Here is a 17,483-nt window from a genome sequence, read left to right as displayed (position 1 = left end):
CTTGTTCTTCGTCGAGACCCTGTGCGCCATAGCGGCCGGCGACTTGAAGCTGCCCTAGAGCCCCATGCCCGCGTGGCGTCGGAGCTCGCGACCGAACCTGCGGATCGAGATGGTGTTGCGGGTGATGTGGTCGGTGAAATTGGGGGCAGGGGCCTCGAAGTTCGGCTTCAGCGACCCGTCGCGGCTGCTCTCGCGCACCAGGCCCTTGGCCATCAGGTCTTCAACCTTGCGGCGCACGGTCTCCTTGGGAATGCCTGTGGTCCGGGAGACGCCGGCGCGGGAGATCCCAGGCACATTCACCAGGCCCACGAGGTCGGGGTCCACCGTCGGATCGAAGCCCTCGGCGCGGAAAACCCGGCCGACGCTGGTGGCGAGGATCGTCAGATAGACGACGAAGCCGTTGTAGTCGGCTCCGAACTCCTTGTTCATGCTGCAGGCGATGCGCAGGAGAAGTTCGGCGGTGATGATCGAGGCGATCTTCTCGTTAGGCTCAAGTGCCTGCTCGCCAACGCTCATCCGATACCCCTGACACAGTGAAGCTTGGCGTCTTGTGGCATTCTACATGTCACTGTCAACGCCATACCCATTTCGGGTATTGCGCCCGCTGGCAGCCTCAGGCATGCGCTCGGGCGCGGCCGGGCACGGGGAGGGGATTGCCCGCCGCCTTGGCCCGCCTCGCGCCACGTTCGATCTCGCGGTGCAGATCGTCGACATAGATTCCGAAGTCCACCTGAATGGTGTGGCGCTTGGCCTGGTAGTACTGGCCGAGGTGGGTCTGCTCGTCCTTGACGATGGTTCGCGCCATCTGGGCGGCGGACGGCGGCATGTAGCGGCCGGCCAGGTAGGCGGCGGCCAGTTTGCTCTGCTGCTCAGCGAAGTTCACCAGGGTCGGCAGGGGCTGGGCCAGGGCCATGTAGAACAGGTTCGGCACGCCCGGCTTCATCATCCGCTTGAACAGCGGCAAACGGTGATCGGCGTCCGGGACCAGGTCGGGGTCGTCGAAGAACGGAAAGCGCATGTCGTAGCCGGTGGCGAAGACGATGGCGTCCACATCCTCGACCGTGTCGTCGGCGAATCGGACGCGTTTGCCCTCCAGCGCCTTGATCGCCGGTTTGAACCTGATGTCACCACAGCCCGCGCGAGTCAGGAACTCACCGCTGACCGAGGGATGGGCCTCCAGTGGCTCGTGATCAGGCTTGGGAAGTCCATAATCTTCCATGTTTCCAAGCGTTTTCTTGATCATCTTGCGAGCCATGGACAGGCCCAGCTTGCGTGGCATCCAGGTCGGCATCGCCGATTTGTCGGCCGGCTTGCCGTTCATGTACTTGGGCAACACCCAGACGCCGCGGCGGGCGGAAACCCAGAGGGTCTTGGCGATGGGCCGCTGGGCGAGTTCCGAGGCGATATCCATCGCCGAATTGCCCATGCCCACCACAACGACGTTCTTGCCGCGCATATCGACGGGATCGAAGGGGTCGCAATAGGCGTGGCTGTGGAAGGCCGGCCCCTCGAACACGCCCGGATACTCGGGTATCCGCGGGCTCCAGTGATGGCCGTTACAGACCAAGAGAACGTCGTAGGTTCTTGTTTCGCCTGTGGAAAGCGCCACCGACCACAGGCCGTCCGAGGTGCGCCGGGCCTTCTGGACGCCGGTGTTGAAGGTGATGGTCTCGCGCAGGCCGAAGTGGTCGACGTAGTCCTTGAAGTACTGCAGGAGCTGGGCGTGATGCGGGAAGTCCGGCCAGTCGGCCGGGACCGGGAAATCCACGAAGGCCAGCCGCCATTTCGAGGTGTCGATGTGCAGGCTCTCGTAGCAGGCCGACATGCCGTTGGGGTTCTTGAAGTACCAGTTGCCACCGATGTCGTCGGACATCTCGAAGCAGTCGTAGGGAATGCCGAAGTCCTTCAGCCGCTTGGCGGTCGTGAAGCCGGAACAGCCGGCGCCGATGATGCAGGCCCTGGGCAGCTGGCTCATGGCGGAACTCCTAGGATCGGTATTCGGCAAGCCTAGCCAGAGCCTGGAGGGAGCGTCAAAGGTCACGCCACGGCATGCCCCGACGCCACGCTACAATTTCCGATAATATTCCTTAGGCGAAAAACGGATGTGGCGCGCCGCGCCTCCTGCGCGGTCCCCTCAGTGTGGATACTGATCCACAAGGGCCAGCCTGGGCACACGGGTCTTCCTCGCCAGGATCGCGCCCGGCGCGATCACCGCATTGGCGCCCACCCGGGTTTCGTCCCCCAGCAGCGCGCCGAACTTCTTCACGCCGGTCTCCAGCACCCCGCCGCGCCAGGCGATGCGGATGGCCTTGTCCTCAAGCTCGTTGCGGTAGTTGGCGATGGCGGCGCCCGCCTCGATGTTCACGCCGGCGCCCAGGATGGAGTCGCCGACGAAATTCAGGTGCGCCAGCTTGGCGCCCTTGAACATGAAACTGCTCTTGAGCTCCGCATTTGGACCCACGATGCAGTCCCCATCCAGGAAGACGCCGCCGCGCAGATAGGCCCCCGCCGCCACGAGGCAACGCGGGCCGATAATGGCCGGGCCTTTCAGGACAGCGCCGGGCTCGACAATAGCGGACCGGTGCAGCGCCACGTCCCCGTTAACCACATAGTCTGCTGTGAGCCCGGGGATCGCCGCGGCCACATGACCCTCGGCCCCTTGGGTGACCAACCATGGCGCGGTCTCAAGGCCCGCGAAGGGCGAGGCGGCCCAGCGTGCGACGAAGGCGGCGATCTCAACGCTCATGTGGCCTCGTGGTTCTGGGCGTGATTTCACTGGGTCGGCTGAGTCGGTCGAGTGGCTTCGGCCCCCCGGCTTGGGATAGGTTGCGGGCCATGAGTCCTCCCGTGCTGTCCCTCACCGCCCTGCGCAAGTCTGTCCCGGGTGGGCGCGTGTTGTTCGAGGGCCTGAACCTGGACGTCCCGGCGGGCGAAATCGTCGCCATCATGGGCGAGTCCGGGGTGGGCAAATCCACCCTGCTGAACCTGATCGCAGGGCTGGACCAGGCCGACAGCGGCGGCGTGGCCATCGACGGCGTTGCCCTGGAGAGCCTGGACGAGGACGGCCGCACCCGGATGCGGCGCGACCGGATCGGATTCGTGTTCCAGGCCTTCCATATCCTGCCGCACCTGACCCTGGCCCAGAACGTCGCCCTGCCCCTGGTCCTTCAGAACGTGGAGGCCGGCGCGGCGACGGCCAGGGCGACCACGATGCTAGACTCCATCGGCCTGCCGGGCCGAGCCGGCGACCGGCCCTCGCAGCTCTCCGGCGGCGAGCTTCAGCGTGTGGCCCTGGCCCGCGCCCTGGTCCACCGGCCGGCCCTGGTCCTGGCCGACGAGCCCACCGGCAACCTCGACCCTGAGACCGCGGCGCGGATCCTCGACCTGTTCGTCGCAGAGGTGCGCGGCTCGGGCGCGGCCGCGATCCTGGTGACCCACTCCGAGCGCGCGGCGGCCGTGGCCGACCGCAGCCTGGTTCTCACCCGTGACGGCCTGCGCCATGCCGGCTGAGCGCCGACCTCTTAGCCGCACGGCGCTCGGATGGATGATGGTCGGGGAATGGCGCGGCCATCCTGGCCGGGTGGTGACGGCGGCGCTGGCCATCGCCATCGGCGTGGCCCTCGGCTTCGCCGTTCACCTGATCAACGGTTCGGCCCAGAACGAGCTGGCCCAGGCGGTGCGCTCGGTGAACGCCGACGCCGACCTGCAGGTCCGCGCCACGACGCCGTTAGGCTTCGACGAGACGCTTTATCCGGTCCTGGCGCGGGCCCCCGGGATCGCCGCAGCGAGCCCGGTTGTCGAACTGTCAGCGCGGTTCGGGACAGGCCCGTCACGATCCCTCGAGGGCGGCCGCTTGACGGTGCTGGGGATCGACCCCCTGCGCGCGGCCCGCGTGACCCCTGCCCTGCTTGGCCGAATGGCGGCCCCGACCCAGGGGGCTAGCGGCTTCGTCCCGGAGAGCCTGTTCGATCCCCGCGCCATTGTCCTGTCGCCGGCCGCGCTGGCGGTCAGCGGTCGCCAGGTTGGCGATACGGTCACCATCACGGCGGCGGGGCGCAGTGTGGAGTTCGTTGTGGCGGGCCTGCTCAGCGGCGCGGCCTCGGAGCAGCAGGTGGCGGTGCTGGACATCGCCACCGCCCAGTGGCTGTTCGGCAGCCTGGGGCGTCTGCAGCGCATCGACCTGAAGTTCACGTCCGGCGCCGATCCAGCCACGGTGCAGGCCGCCCTGCGCGCGCGCCTCCCCGCGGACGCCCAGATCGTCACCGCCCAATCGGAGGCCCGACGGGGCGACAACCTCACCCGGGCCTATCGGGTCAATCTGGAAATGTTGGCCATGATGGCCCTGCTGACCGGCGGATTCCTAGTCTATTCGGCTCAGTCCCTATCGGTGGCACGCCGACGGCCGCAGTTCGCCCTGCTCCGGGTTCTGGGTCTCGAGCGCCGCGGCCTCCTGGCGCAGGTCTTCGTCGAGGGCGCACTGGTTGGCGGCGTCGGCGCCGCGCTCGGGCTCGCCCTGGGGCTTGGTGTCGCGCTGGGAACCCTGCGCTTCCTGGGTGGCGACCTCGGCGGCGGCTATTTCCAAGGCACCGCTCCCGACCTCGTGGTGACGCCCCTCCCCGTCGTGGTCTTCTTCGCCCTTGGGCTGCTGGCCGCCCTGCTCGGCAGCCTGCTGCCAGCCCTCGAGGCCGGTCGCGCCCAACCGGGCATCGCGCTCAAGGACCTGGGCGACAAGAACGATCCCAACGCCCGTCCCGCCGGATGGTGGGGCCTGGGCCTGCTGGCGGCGGGCGGCGCCGCGGCCTTCCTGCCGGCCGTCGGAGGCCTGCCGCTGTTTGGCTATCTCTCCATCGGACTGATGCTGGCCGGCGGCGTCGCGGCCATGCCCTGGCTCGCCAGGATCCTGCTGACCCCCCTGCTAGGCGCCGGCCGGGGGAATGTCTCCGTCGACCTGGCCATCAAGCGGCTGTGGGGGGCACCGTCCCAGGCGGCCGTCGCGTTGTGCGGGATCGTCGCCAGCACCAGCCTGATGGTGGCCATGGCGGTCATGGTGGCCAGTCTGCGGGGCTCGGTGGACGACTGGCTGACTGAAATCCTGCCGTCGGACCTGCTGTTCCGGGTTGAGAGCGGCGGCTTTGACGCAGGGACCCGCGCGCAGATCGCGCAGGCGCCCGGTGTCGCGGACATCGTGTTCCAGAAGTCCCTTCCCATGCGGCTCTCGACCGACATGCCGCCCCTGGTCCTGCTGGTGCGACCGGTGGACAGGGCCCAGCCCAAGGCAAGCCTTCCGATGATCGGACGCAGCGCGACCGCACCGCCGGGCGTGACGCCGGTCTGGCTCTCGGAACCGGCCGCCCGGCTCTATGGCCACAGTGTCGGCGACCGCATGGCCCTGCCCCTCGGCGGCAGTAACCCCGACGTGTTCGTGGCTGGTGTCTGGCGCGACTACGCCCGACAATCCGGCGCCGTGGCCATGGACGAGGCCGACTATACCCGCCTCACGGGCGACGACCTGCGCACCGAGGCCTCTCTCAGCCTGGCGTCCGGCGCGACGCCGGGCAGCACCCGCAAGGCGATCCGCGCCGCCCTGCCCCCAAACCTCGCCAGCCAAGTCCAGTTCTTCGAGACGCGCCAGATGCGGGCCATAGCCTTGCGCCTGTTCGACTCCAGCTTCGCCCTGACCTACGCCCTGGAGGCCATCGCCATTGTCGTGGGGCTTGCCGGGGTGGCCGCCACCTTCTCGGCCCAGACCTTGGCCAGGACCAAGGAATTCGGCATGCTGCGCCATGTCGGCGTCCTGCGTCGGCAGATCGTCCTGATGTTGGCTGTCGAGGGCGCCTTGCTGGGCGCGGTGGGGGTCATCGCCGGCCTCGGCCTCGGTCTCGCCATGAGCCAGGTGCTGATCCATGTCGTGAACCCGCAATCCTTCCACTGGACGATGGAGACTCGCCTCCCACTTGCTCTCTTCGCAAGCCTCGCCGCGGCATTGGTGGCGGCGGGTGCGGGAACCGCGGTGCTGGCGGGTCGGCGGGCGCTGTCGGCCGACGCGGTGCGCGCCGTGCGGGAGGATTGGTGATGCCCCGCGCCTTGCGGCTGGCGGGGCTCGCTCTGCTGGCCTGGATGCTGACCGCCGCTGCGCCGGACAGGCCGGTCCTGCCGGTCCTGCCGGTGTTTCCCGAGGTGCGGGCCGGCAAGCCGTTGAGTTTCCCGGCTGACCACGGCTCCCACCCAGACTACCGGACCGAGTGGTGGTACGTCACCGGCTGGCTGAAGACGGAGGACGGTCGCGACCTGGGCTTCCAGGTGACGTTCTTCCGCAGCCGCCTCTCAGTGGACCAGCGCAACCCCAGCGCCTTCGCGCCCAAGCAGATCCTTTTCGCCCACGCCGGACTCTCGGACCCCAAGGTCGGCCACCTCCTGCACGACGGCCGTATGGCGCGTCAGGGGCTGGGGCTGGCGGAAGCCTCCACGACAGACGCCAACATCGTCATCGACGACTGGCGCCTGGCGCGCGCCGCGGACGGCCGGTTTGTCGCCAAGGCCACCGGCGCCGACTTCACCCTGGATCTCGCCTTTGCACCCACCCAGCCGGTCCTGTTGCAGGGCGACCAGGGGTTCAGCCGCAAAGGTCCCCTGCCCGCCCAGGCCAGCCACTATTACAGCCTGCCGCACCTGAAGGTGACGGGCTCGGTTCTCCAGGGCCGCAAGCGCGCCAAGGTCACCGGCGAGGCCTGGCTCGATCACGAATGGTCCTCCACCTTGCTCGACCCAAAGGCGGTAGGCTGGGACTGGGTGGGGCTGAACCTGGATGATGGCGGCGCTCTCACTGCGTTCCGAGTGCGTGATGCGGCCGGTAACGCCCTGTGGTCCGGCGGGTCGCTGCGAACGGCCGACGGGACGACCTCTCGGCTGGGGCCGGGAGATGTGCGGTTCACCACGGAGCGGATCTGGCGCTCGCCCCGGACCGGCGGGCGCTATCCGGTGCAGCGCGAGGTGATCGTACGCACCCCGGCGGGTGAGCGCCGCTGGCGGCTGACGCCGCTTTTCGATGATCAGGAACTCGACAGCCGGGCCACCGGCGGTCCGGTCTATTGGGAGGGGGCCGTAAGGGCGCCAGGCGCCCGCGGCTATCTCGAGCTCACCGGCTATGTGTCGCCGCTGAAGATGTGAGAAACCGGCTGGGCCGGACAGATTCCCGGACCGGTCAGCCCTACCTCGAGCCAACAATGCCTTGCCTTCACAAGACATTCATGAGAGATGGGCCTCATCGAATTTCGACTTGGCGCGGCTCGCGATTTCGGCTCACCCCTGGTGAGGCCCCGAAGTTACCCTCCCTACCATCATGAACTTTGATTCTGCGGCGGCGCTTTGTCAGCCGAATACACTATTGCTAGGACTAAACGACTATGGCTACCGGTACTGTGAAGTGGTTCAACGCGACCAAGGGCTTCGGTTTCATCGAGCCTGAAAATGGCGGCGGCGACGTGTTCGTCCACATTTCGGCTGTTGAACGTTCGACCCTGGGCTCGATCCACGAAGGTCAAAAGCTCAACTACGAACTCGAGCGCGATCAGCGCAGCGGCAAGATGTCCGCTGGGCAACTGACCGCGGCTTAAGACGAACCGGACGTCCGCCAAAGCGGAGTCCTGAACGTTCTGACGGGCCGGCCTCGCGCCGGCCCGTTTTCGTTTTGTCTGTCTGTTTTGAGACAGGTCCATGAAAGACCCCCGGCGGGCCGGGTTTGTGCTATGGTTCAGGCCGCTCTGTGGAGCCCTGCCGGCGCGCCGCCCACCCCGCCGACCTGCCCGACGCGTCCCGCCCATGGCGGGGCCCCTCGGGGAAGAAAGGCGAATGATGATCAAGTCCTACAAGGTTGCAGCCACCAGCACCCGCGGCCCCACCATTGAAGACCTGCGTGCGGCCGTGACCAAGGCCGAAGCCGATGGCGTGTCGCGCGACACCATGCTGCTTCGCCTGACCTTCCGTGACGAATCCCTGATCAAGCGCAGCCCCGAGGTCGGCCTCGATGAGGTCAGCTTTATCGACGGCGAAATGCGCTTCGTCGGCGTGCGGGTGAAGGTGGGTAACATCCCCCTCAGCATTCTGGACGTCGATCCGCAGCCCGATCCCGAGCCCGAACCCGCGCCTGTGAAGGTCAAGAAGACCCGCGCCAAGGCCAAGCCGAAGGTCGCGGCCGAAGCCACCGCCGACTAGGCGCAAGCTTCGCCACAGTAAGGCCACGCTTGGGCGGCTCCATGGCGCCCGGGCGGCCGACTCGCCATATCCGCCTGACATTGCTTCATCGCCGGAGCCTGCTCATGCGCCTGATCCTGCTCTCATCTCTCACCGCCCTGCTCGCGGGTTCGGCGACGGCCGCGCCGCTCTCCACCGTGAGCAGCGTCGAGGTTTCGATCTCGCCTGAGCTTCAGATGAAGGCCGCCGACGATCTCGGCGTGAAGGATGTCGAGCGCCTGGCGGCCGACCTGCGCCGCGACGTCACCCGCGAGCTCGAGCGGACCGGGGTTCTGGCCGGCGGCCGCATGGAGCTGGTGCTTACCGATGTGAGGCCGAACCGGCCCACCTTCAGCCAACTCGGCGCCCAGCCCGGTCTGTCCTACGAAAGCTATGGCATCGGTGGCGCGACCATTGATGGGCAGGCGATCTCGGTGACCGGGGAGGTCACCCCGATCCACTTCCAATGGTACGATAGCGACATCCGTCAGGCCTGGACCAAGAGCACCTGGTCGGATGCTCACTACGCCTTCAATCGTTTCGCTTACCGCTACGGCCGCGGAGAGTCCTACGCGGCGCGCTGAACAACGCCGGCCCGCGGTCAGGGTGAGCACAGCTCACCTTGGCTCCATCTCCCGCTTGGCGCGAGATCACCCTTGCCTGCCCACGCCGCGCACGGTCAGATCGCGCCGCGCGGAGAACAGGTTTCCGCGCGCTCCTGGGACCTTTCGACATGGCGGTGGAACGACCGATCGACAGGCTGTTGGCCATCATGGCCCGACTGCGCGATCCTAAAGGCGGCTGCGAGTGGGACCTGGAGCAGACCTTCGCCACCATCGCCCCTTATACGGTCGAGGAGGCCTATGAGGTCGCCGACGCCATTGAGCGCAACGACCTGAGCGACCTGCGGGACGAACTCGGGGACCTGCTGTTCCAGGTCGTCTTCCATGCCCGAATGGCGCAGGAGCAAGGCTCCTTCGACTTCGACGCCGTGGCCGACGCCATTTCCGAGAAAATGATCCGCAGGCACCCCCATGTGTTTAGTGGCGGGGCGCAGCGCACCGCCGCCCAACAGACCCAGGCCTGGGAAGTGATCAAGGCGGAGGAGCGGGCCGACAAGGGCCGGAACGAGAGCCTGCTTGACGACGTGCCGTCGGGCCTGCCGGCCCTGACTCGGGCGGTGAAACTGTCGCGTCGCGCCGCCACCGTGGGCTTCGTCTGGCCAACCATCGGGGAAGTGGTGGCCAAGCTGGACGAGGAGATCGACGAACTGAAGGTCGAGATCGCGGCCGACGATCGCGACAAGGCCCGCGCCGAATTGGGGGATGTGCTGTTCGTCGTCGCCAATATCGCGCGCACCTTGGATATCGATCCCGAGGATGCGCTTCGCGCCACCAACGCCAAGTTCGCGCGCCGCTTCCGCCACATCGAGAGCGAGTTGAAGGCCCGCGGCAAGACCCCGGACCAGTCGGACCTGGCCGAAATGGACGCTCTGTGGGACGCGGCCAAGGCGGCTGAGAAGGCTGCCGCGGAGTAGACTAGAGACCGCCCGCGATCATCAGCAGCGCCCAGATACCCGGGCTCCACAGCAGCGGCCAGACCGCGCCGTCGGCGCGGCGGAGGAAGGCGATCCAGGCCAACAGCGGGGCGGCCAGCAGGGCGAGCGGCAGGGTGTCGCCCGCCAGCGTCGTGATCACCTCACGATGATCCATGATCTCGCTCGGCGAAATCCGGGTCAGCGCCACCCACGCCGCGGCTAACGCCAGCAGCACCTCCAGGGCAGACATCATGATCAGGCCGACAGGCGCCCGGCGCGGGCCGGGCTGGATGGGGACGTAGTCCACGGAAACGCTCCGGCGTCAGGCCCGCAGGCGGGCCTGCGGGAAGAGTTGCTCAAACTGTCCCAGGGCCTGGGCGCTCAGCTTCACCGCAAGACGCGTGCCACCGTCGTCCTGGGTCTCGCGCTCCAGCACTCGCCCGTGACGGTAGAGCCAGGCGACAGCCGCGCCCTGGGCCGCCGTCGCGGTGATCTCGACGGCGGGCGCCTCGTCCACCATCTCGGCCACCAGCGCCAGGAGTTCGTCGCACCCCTCGCCGGTGACGGCGGAGACCGTGATGGCCGGGGGATTGGCGCGCCGGGAGTCGCCGATCACCCTGTCTCGGGCCTCGGCATCGACCATGTCCAGCTTGTTCCAGACCTCGATGACGCGCCGCTCCTCAATGTCCACGCCGAGCCGTGACAGCACGGAGCGGACGTCCTGGGCCTGGGCGTCGCTCTCGTCGCTCGAGATGTCGCGGACATGCAGGATGACATCGGCCTCCTTCACCTCCTCCAGGGTGGCCCGGAAGGCCTCCACCAGTTCGTGCGGCAGTTCGGAGATGAAGCCGACGGTGTCCGACAGGATGGCCGGGCGGCCGTCGGGCAGGTCCAGCATCCGGATGGTGGGATCCAGGGTGGCGAACAGCATGTCCTCGGCCATCACCTCGGCCTTGGTGAGGCGGTTGAACAGGGTCGACTTGCCGGCGTTGGTGTAACCCACCAGGGCGACGGCCGGGTAAGGATGCCGCTGGCGCGCGCCGCGCTGCAGGTCGCGCGTGCGGCGGACCTCCAGCAGGTCCTTCTTCAGCTTGACGATCTTGTCGGCGATCAGTCGACGGTCGGTCTCGATCTGGGTTTCCCCAGGACCGCCCATGACGCCGGCCCCGCCCCGCTGCCGTTCCAGGTGGGTCCAGGTCCGGACCAGGCGTGACTTCTCGTAGGACAGCCGCGCCAGTTCGACCTGCAGCCGCCCCTCCTTGGTCCGCGCCCGGCGGGCGAAGATCTCCAGGATCAGGCCGGTCCGGTCGATGACCTTGACCTTCCAGGCCTTCTCCAGGTTCCGCTGCTGCACCGGCGTCAGTTGGTCGTCGACGACCGCCACGTCAGCCTCGGCGGCCTCGATGATATTGCCGATCTCCTCCACCTTGCCCTTGCCGAACAGGGTGGCGGGCACGCGTTTGCGCAACGGCGCGATGAAGGCGTCGGCGATCACCAGATCCAGGGCCAGGGCAAGCCCGATGGCTTCCTCCAGACGCCCTTCGGCGGTTCGGGACTGGCCCCGTTCGTCACGGACGGGGTGGATGACGATGGCCCCCTGCGGGGGGACTTCGCGATCTATGAGTTTGGAGTTCAATCGGCCTCGTCTTCCGCCGGCTCGTACAACTGCACGGGCTGGGCCGGCATGATGGTCGAGATGGCGTGCTTGTAGACCAGTTGCGACTGGCCATCGCGGCGGAGAAGCACGCAGAAATTATCGAACCAACTGACCACGCCCTGCAGCTTCACGCCGTTCACCAGGAAGATCGTCAGCGGAGTCTTTGACTTGCGCACGCTGTTCAGGAACGTGTCCTGCAGGTTTTGTTTCTTTTCGTTCGACATGGCTTTTCGCCCTTTTTTCTGGATCGGCGGCCAACAGGGCCGCCACACACAAGTTGGACGCTAGACCTCTCTCTGTGCTCGACGCAAACGCGCCGTGCTGTTCAGATCGCGGTTGCTCGCGCACGCTCGATATAGAGGCTTCGCAGCTTCATCGCCACTGGCCCAACGGTTCCATCTCCAACGGGTTGCCCGTCCACCGCCACGACGGGCAGGACGAGGGTTCCGGCGCCGGTGATGAAGGCCTCCTTGGCGGCGCGGGCCTCATCGGGGGTGAAGGGGCGCTCGTCCACCTTCATCCCCTGCTCCCTCAGGATATCCAGCAGGCTATAGCGGGTCACGCCGCGCAGGATGTTGGCGTTGGTGCCCCGGGTGCGCACCGTGCCGTCGGCGTCGATGATCCAGGCGTTGGAGGACGAGCCCTCGGTCACCAGGCCCATTTCGTCGACGAACCAGGCCTCGGCGGCCCCGCGTTCCTTCGCCGCCTGCTTGGCCATGGCGTTGGGCAACAGCCCTACCGTCTTGATATCGCATCGGCCCCAGCGGTTCTCAGGGGTGGTGATCACCGAGACGCCCTTGGCGGCCTTGGCCTCGGTGGCGGCGCGGTCGACCGCCTTGACCGTGACGACGATGCTGGGCGGGGTGTCGGGGTGCGGGAAGGCGTGGTCGCGGGGCGCGACGCCCCGGCCGACCTGCAGATAGACCAACCCCTCACGGATTCGGTTCTGCCGCACGGTCTCCTTCAGCACCACGGTCAGGGCCGCCCGGCTCATGGGCATGGCGATCTTCAGTTCTGAGAGGCTCCGCTCAAGGCGGGCGAAGTGGCCCTCCGGATCGGCCAGCTTGCCATCGAACAACGACCAGACCTCATAGACCGCGTCAGCCAGCTGATAGCCGCGATCTTCGATATGGACGACGGCCTGGTCATGACGCGAGAAGCGCCCGTTCACATAGGCGATGCGGCCCATCAGGCGTCCTCTTCTTCCACAGGGCGAGCGCCCGACAGGCCTAGCGACTTCAGTTTCCGGTGCAGGGCCGAACGCTCCATGCCGATGAAGGCCGCGGTGCGCGAGATATTGCCCGAGAAGCGCAGCATCTGGGCGTTAAGGTACTCCCGCTCGAACACTTCGCGCGCCTCGCGCAGCGGTAAGGCGATGATCCGATCGGCGCCGAGCGACGAACCCTGGTCTGACGGCGAGGAATCGCCGGGCAACATATCGGCGCTGATGGCCTCACTGGGGTCGCCCGACGCCAGGATCAGCATCCGCTCCACATTGTTGCGCAGCTGGCGCAGGTTGCCGGGCCAAGCCTTGACCTGCAGGGTCGCCAAGGCGTCGTCCGCCAACCGGCGGCGCGGCATGCCGGTGGCCTCGCAGATGCGCTGGATGAAGTAGTCCACCAATTCCGGAATATCCTCCCTGTGCTCGGACAGGCCCGGCACCATCACCGGCACCACGTTCAGGCGGTGGAACAGGTCCTCGCGGAACCGCCCACCGGCGATCTCCTCGCGCAGGTCCCGGGAGGTGGAGGAGACGACCCGGACGTCAACCTGCACGTCGCTGTCGCCGCCTACGCGCCGGAAGCGTTGCTCCACCAGCACCCGCAGGATGCGGCTCTGGGTCTCGAAGGGCATGTCGGCCACTTCGTCCAGATAGAGGGTGCCGCCGTGGGCGCGCTCGAAAACGCCGATCTTGGCCGGCCGCCCTGTCTCGGCCTCCTCGCCGAACAACTCGAGATCCATCCGCTCAGGAGTCATGCCCGCGGCGCTGATGACGACGAACTCCGCCTTGGCCCGGGCGCTGGCGGCGTGGATCATCCGCGCCACAGTCTCCTTGCCTGCGCCGGGCGGGCCGGCGATCAGGACGCGGCTGTTTGCGCCGGCCAGCTTGGGGATTAGGCTGCGCAGCTGCTGGGTCGCCATCGATCTGCCCACCAGGCCGTCGGGCATGATCGCCTGGGTGCGAAGCCGCCGGTTCTCGCGCTTCAGGCTGGTGGCCTCCAGGGCGCGCTCAACGATGAGCAGCAGCTTATCGGACTTGAAGGGCTTCTCCAGGAACTCGTAGGCCCCGCGCTTTATCGCGCTGACGGCGGTCTCGATATTGCCGTGGCCCGAGATCATGATCACCGGGAAGTCGGCGTCGAGGGTGCGGAGCATGTCCAGCAGCTCCAGTCCGTCCATGCCGCCGCCCTGCATCCAGATGTCGAGCACCAGCAGTGACGGCTTACGGGCCCGGATGGCGGCGAGCGCCGATTCCGAGTCGTTGGCCGTCCGGACCGCATAACCCTCGTCAGACAGGATGCCGGCCACGAGTTCGCGGATATCGGCTTCGTCGTCCACCACCAGAATGTCAGCCGCCATTGGTCACCTCTAGTCCGTGATCGTCGGTGACGGCGCCTACACGCGCCGTCGTCGGAAGTTTCAGCAGGACGCGTGCGCCCCTGCCCTGCGTCGCGTCGGTCAGAATCAGCTCGCCACCGTGGTCCTCAAGGATTCGTTTGACGATGGCCAGACCAAGGCCCGTGCCCTTCTCTCGGGTCGTGACATAGGGCTCGGTCAGCCGGTCGCGGTCTTTTTCGGGCAGGCCCACGCCATTGTCCTCGATACTTACGCAGACGCCCGATGGATCGGAGGTGAGCTCGGCGATGATTCGCCCCTCGGGCTGGGGCTCATCGGCGACCCGGGCCGCGACAGCCTCCGCCGCATTCTTCAGGATATTGGTCAGTCCCTGGGCCAGCATCCGGCCATCAGCCATCAGCACGGTCGGCGGCAAGGGCTCCACCAGGTCGATCTCGATATCGGGGCTCGCCACCCGCTGGGCGAAGACGCCGGCTCGCAACAGTTCCACCAGATCCTGCTCGGCGAACTTGGGCGCGGGCATACGCGCGAAGGCCGAGAACTCGTCCACCATCCGGCCGATGTCCCCAACCTGGCGCACGATAGTGTCGGTGCAGCGGTCGAAGATTTCCAGGTCCTCGGCGGGAACCCCCTTGCGGAACTTGCGCTGCAGGCGCTCCGCCGACAGCTGGATGGGGGTCAGGGGGTTCTTGATCTCATGGGCGATTCGGCGGGCGACGTCGCGCCAGGCGGCGTTCCGCTGCGCTGACACGAGACGGGTGATGTCGTCGAAGGTCAGCACCAAGCCGCTTTCACTGCGGCTGGCGCGCACACGCAGGCGGCGGGTCTCCCGATCACGGTCGACGTCCACCTCTTCCTCGGCCTCGCCAGCGATGCGGGCGTTTTCGGCGATCAGCACGAACTCGGGCGCCACATCGGCGAGCCGGCGGCCCCGCACGAACGACGCGCCGAGGCCCAACAGTTCGGTCGCCTGCCGATTGGCTGCTGAGATCTGGCCATTGGCATCCAGACCGATGACGCCGGCTGACACCTCGGCCAACACCGTCTCGATGAACTGTCGATCCTGATCGGCTTCGTCGCGAGCCCGCTGCAGCGCCGCCTGTTGCGCCTGAAGATCATGGGTCATGCTGTTGAATGCACGCGATAATACAGCTATTTCCTCGGGATCGTTGTCGGCATCTACTCGGGCTGTGAGATCCCCGCCCGCCACCTTACCTGCCGCCTGCACCAGCCGCCCCACAGGGCCGGAAATGGCGTTAGCCGCCGCCATGCCGAGCCACACCGCGCCCACCAGGACCAGCAGGGCGGTCTCCATGTACGAGAGCACGAACACAGCCTGGATTCGCTGACGGCTCTGGGCAGCCTCGCGATAGGAGACCAGGGATGCGTCGGCGTCAGTCAGGTGGTTGATGATCCCCTTCTCGACGGGCTTGGCGACATAGAGATAGGCGTCGGGATAGGCGGTCAGCTTGAAGACCGCCCGCATCAGGTCGGCCGAATCGAAGGCGGGAACCGAGATGTCGCCCTCGTCGGCGGCCTTGAAGCTGCTCTCCGGCGGCGTGACATAGGCGGGCGCGTCGCCGGCCTCGGCGCGGGCCAGCACCCGGCCTTCTCCGTCGATTAGATAGGCGGCCGGGAAGGCGTGGTACGACGCCTGGTAGGCCAGGAAATGGCTGAATGTAATCGGGCTGGACTGCAGGGCCGGCGCCGCGCGGTTGAGGTCCACGGCCATCAGTGTCACGTGGTCGCCGATGTAGCGCTTCTGGTCCTCCACATAGGACCGCGCCACCGTGGCGGAGTTCTCCACCACGGTCTGCACCCGCTCGGAGAACCAGTTTTCCACGCCGCGGTTGACCAGCACGCCGTAGAACAGCGCTACAACAACAGCCGGCGCGACGGCGGCGAGCGCGAACATCGCAACGAACCGCAGATGCAGGCGGGCGCCAGCGTCCATCGACCGGGCGTCCAGCAGAGCTACCAGGCGCGCCGCCATGATCGCGGCGAGGCCGAGGATCAGCACCAGATTGAAGCCGAGCAGCACCAGGATGTTCTTGCTGGCCGGCGCCAGGGGGCCGGTCTCTGGCGGCGAGGCAGCCAGCAGGATGGCGACGCCGGTGAGCACCAGGGCCAGGGCATAGCCGCCGCCGAGCACATAGCGTGACTGAACAGCCCGCCACAGCCGCGCGGCCGGCGCTCGAGGATTCTCGCCGTCGTGGGTCAGGGACGCCATAACGCCGCGACCCTAGGCGGAACTGTGCCTGAGACTCAACAGGTTGTTGCGAGAATGCTTCACATACGCGTCAGGAAAGTCAGCGGCGTCCCCGAGCCATCTCCACACCCAGGTCCTGGATCTTCTTACGCAAGGTGTTGCGGTTGAGACCCAGGATTTCGGCGGCGCGAACCTGGTTGCCCCGCGTGGCGGTGAGGGTGAGTTGTATCAACGGACGTTCGATTTCCTCAAGCACCCGGTCGTACAACCCCGCGGGTGGCAGGCCGTCGGGCTGTTCTGCGAAATAGCCGCCGAGGTGGCGCTCCACCAGGGTGGCCAGGGTCACCGGCCCTTCTTGGCCTTGAATCTGCGGCTGCTGGTCGGCCAGCTCGCGCTCGACGATCCGGGCGCTGATCAGCTCCTCGGCGTAAAGGGCGCAGATGCGGCGGATCAGGTTCTCCAGCTCGCGGACGTTGCCGGGCCAGAAGTGCAGCTTCAGCCTTTCGAGCGCCGCGGCGTCGATGGTCTTGGAGGGAAGGCCTTCGCGGTTGGCGCGCAACAGGAAGGCCCGCGCCAGGTCTGGGATGTCCTCCACCCGGTCACGAAGCGGCGGCAGCCGCAGCGGGGCGACGTTGAGCCGGAAGAACAGGTCCTCGCGGAACAGCCCCTGCTGGATCAGGCCCCGCAGGTCGCGGTTGGTGGCGGCGATGATCCGGACATTGGGCCGGCGGCCGGTCTTGGGGTTCAGCGCGGGCTCGGAGCCGTCGATGACGCGCAGCAGCCGGGTCTGCGCGTCCAGCGGCATGTCGCCGATCTCGTCCAGGAACAGGGTGCCGCCGTCGGCCTCGACGAGCTTGCCGTGGTCGCCATCCTCGCGGCCGAACAGCTCGGTCTCCACCCGCTCGCGCGGCACCGCGGCCAGGTTGATGACCACGAACTTGCCGTCCTTGCGGCGTCCCATCTCGTGCAGGGCGCGGGCCACAAGCTCCTTGCCGGTCCCCGACTCGCCGAGGATCAGCACGGTGAGGTCGGCGCCCACCAGGCGGGCGATGGTCCGATAGACGTCCTGCATCGGCCCCGAGCGGCCGATCAGCGGCAGGCGTTCGTCGCGGACGGCGCGGGCCTGGGCCTTGGACGCCTCTGAGTCCGCCGGCTTGGCCAAGGCCCGACGCGCCGCGGAGGTCATGTCGTCCAAGTCGAAGGGCTTGGAGATGTAGTCGAAGGCGCCCACCTCGGCGGCGTTCACCGCCGTCAGCAGGGTGTTCTGGGCGCTC

The 17,483-nt window shown here is 67.4% G+C and carries 17 protein-coding genes; 7 read left to right on the top strand and 10 right to left on the bottom strand.

Features of this window, described 5'->3' with window-relative positions:
* Positions 1-54: 54 nt before the first annotated feature.
* From RMO97_RS12875 to RMO97_RS12865, 3 genes are all read right to left on the bottom strand, one after another.
* Entirely contained in the window at positions 55-516 is a 462-nt protein-coding gene (locus RMO97_RS12875; RefSeq protein ID WP_310541459.1) for a hypothetical protein, read from the bottom strand.
* A 97-nt stretch (positions 517-613) separates the two neighbouring features.
* The gene (locus tag RMO97_RS12870) at positions 614-1,975 is read right to left on the bottom strand and encodes an NAD(P)-binding domain-containing protein (protein ID WP_310541458.1); all 1,362 of its coding nucleotides are present in this window, start codon (positions 1,973-1,975) and stop codon (positions 614-616) included.
* A gap of 159 nt (positions 1,976-2,134) precedes the next feature.
* Positions 2,135-2,746, bottom strand: coding sequence for a hypothetical protein (locus RMO97_RS12865; protein WP_310541457.1), 612 nt, complete (start codon positions 2,744-2,746; stop codon positions 2,135-2,137).
* Positions 2,747-2,835: 89 nt separating this feature from the next.
* Between RMO97_RS12865 and RMO97_RS12860 the strand changes: the two genes are divergently transcribed.
* The 7 genes from RMO97_RS12860 (at position 2,836) to mazG (ending at position 9,766) form a co-directional block, all read left to right on the top strand.
* Positions 2,836-3,510, top strand: a complete 675-nt coding sequence (locus RMO97_RS12860) for an ABC transporter ATP-binding protein (RefSeq protein ID WP_310541456.1) — start codon at positions 2,836-2,838, stop codon at positions 3,508-3,510.
* A gap of 34 nt (positions 3,511-3,544) precedes the next feature.
* Complete coding sequence (locus RMO97_RS12855) at positions 3,545-6,073, top strand: ABC transporter permease (protein WP_310541455.1); 2,529 nt, start codon at positions 3,545-3,547, stop codon at positions 6,071-6,073.
* A complete protein-coding gene (locus RMO97_RS12850) occupies positions 6,073-7,167 on the top strand; it encodes a carotenoid 1,2-hydratase (protein ID WP_310541454.1) in 1,095 nt (364 codons plus the stop codon). The genes RMO97_RS12855 and RMO97_RS12850 overlap by 1 nt, the downstream gene beginning before the upstream one ends.
* A gap of 236 nt (positions 7,168-7,403) precedes the next feature.
* A complete protein-coding gene (locus RMO97_RS12845; protein ID WP_215340550.1) occupies positions 7,404-7,613 on the top strand; it encodes a cold-shock protein in 210 nt (69 codons plus the stop codon).
* A 235-nt stretch (positions 7,614-7,848) separates the two neighbouring features.
* On the top strand, positions 7,849-8,211 hold the full coding sequence (locus tag RMO97_RS12840) for a hypothetical protein (RefSeq protein ID WP_310541453.1): 363 nt from the start codon (positions 7,849-7,851) through the stop codon (positions 8,209-8,211).
* 104 nt (positions 8,212-8,315) lie between these two features.
* Positions 8,316-8,813: a hypothetical protein gene (locus tag RMO97_RS12835; protein ID WP_310541452.1), complete on the top strand. Its 498-nt coding sequence runs from the start codon at positions 8,316-8,318 to the stop codon at positions 8,811-8,813.
* 149 nt (positions 8,814-8,962) lie between these two features.
* Positions 8,963-9,766, top strand: coding sequence for a nucleoside triphosphate pyrophosphohydrolase (gene mazG, locus RMO97_RS12830; RefSeq protein WP_310541451.1), 804 nt, complete (start codon positions 8,963-8,965; stop codon positions 9,764-9,766).
* A 1-nt stretch (position 9,767) separates the two neighbouring features.
* Here the strand turns inward: mazG and RMO97_RS12825 are convergent, their stop codons facing one another.
* From RMO97_RS12825 to RMO97_RS12795, 7 genes are all read right to left on the bottom strand, one after another.
* The gene (locus RMO97_RS12825; RefSeq protein WP_310541450.1) at positions 9,768-10,073 is read right to left on the bottom strand and encodes a hypothetical protein; all 306 of its coding nucleotides are present in this window, start codon (positions 10,071-10,073) and stop codon (positions 9,768-9,770) included.
* Between the two features lie 15 nt (positions 10,074-10,088).
* Positions 10,089-11,402 (bottom strand): GTPase HflX, encoded by a 1,314-nt coding sequence (gene hflX / locus RMO97_RS12820; RefSeq protein WP_310541449.1) that lies wholly within the window; start codon positions 11,400-11,402, stop codon positions 10,089-10,091.
* The gene (gene hfq / locus RMO97_RS12815; RefSeq protein ID WP_215340521.1) at positions 11,399-11,647 is read right to left on the bottom strand and encodes an RNA chaperone Hfq; all 249 of its coding nucleotides are present in this window, start codon (positions 11,645-11,647) and stop codon (positions 11,399-11,401) included. The genes hflX and hfq overlap by 4 nt, the downstream gene beginning before the upstream one ends.
* Positions 11,648-11,748: 101 nt before the next feature.
* Positions 11,749-12,612, bottom strand: a complete 864-nt coding sequence (locus RMO97_RS12810; protein ID WP_310541448.1) for a D-amino-acid transaminase — start codon at positions 12,610-12,612, stop codon at positions 11,749-11,751.
* Complete coding sequence (locus RMO97_RS12805; protein ID WP_310541447.1) at positions 12,612-14,003, bottom strand: sigma-54 dependent transcriptional regulator; 1,392 nt, start codon at positions 14,001-14,003, stop codon at positions 12,612-12,614. The genes RMO97_RS12810 and RMO97_RS12805 overlap by 1 nt, the downstream gene beginning before the upstream one ends.
* Entirely contained in the window at positions 13,993-16,230 is a 2,238-nt protein-coding gene (locus tag RMO97_RS12800) for a PAS domain-containing sensor histidine kinase (RefSeq protein ID WP_310541446.1), read from the bottom strand. Before RMO97_RS12800 ends, RMO97_RS12805 begins: the two co-directional genes overlap by 11 nt.
* A gap of 79 nt (positions 16,231-16,309) precedes the next feature.
* Positions 16,310-17,483, bottom strand: a 1,174-nt coding sequence (locus tag RMO97_RS12795; protein ID WP_310541445.1) for a sigma 54-interacting transcriptional regulator, incomplete at its 5' end; no start/stop codon positions are given.

The sequence above is a fragment of the Phenylobacterium sp. genome (assembly GCF_031425575.1).
Lineage (GTDB): Bacteria > Pseudomonadota > Alphaproteobacteria > Caulobacterales > Caulobacteraceae > Phenylobacterium.
Note: the sequence above shows the minus strand (reverse complement) of the source record. Positions and strands in the feature narration are given on the sequence as shown.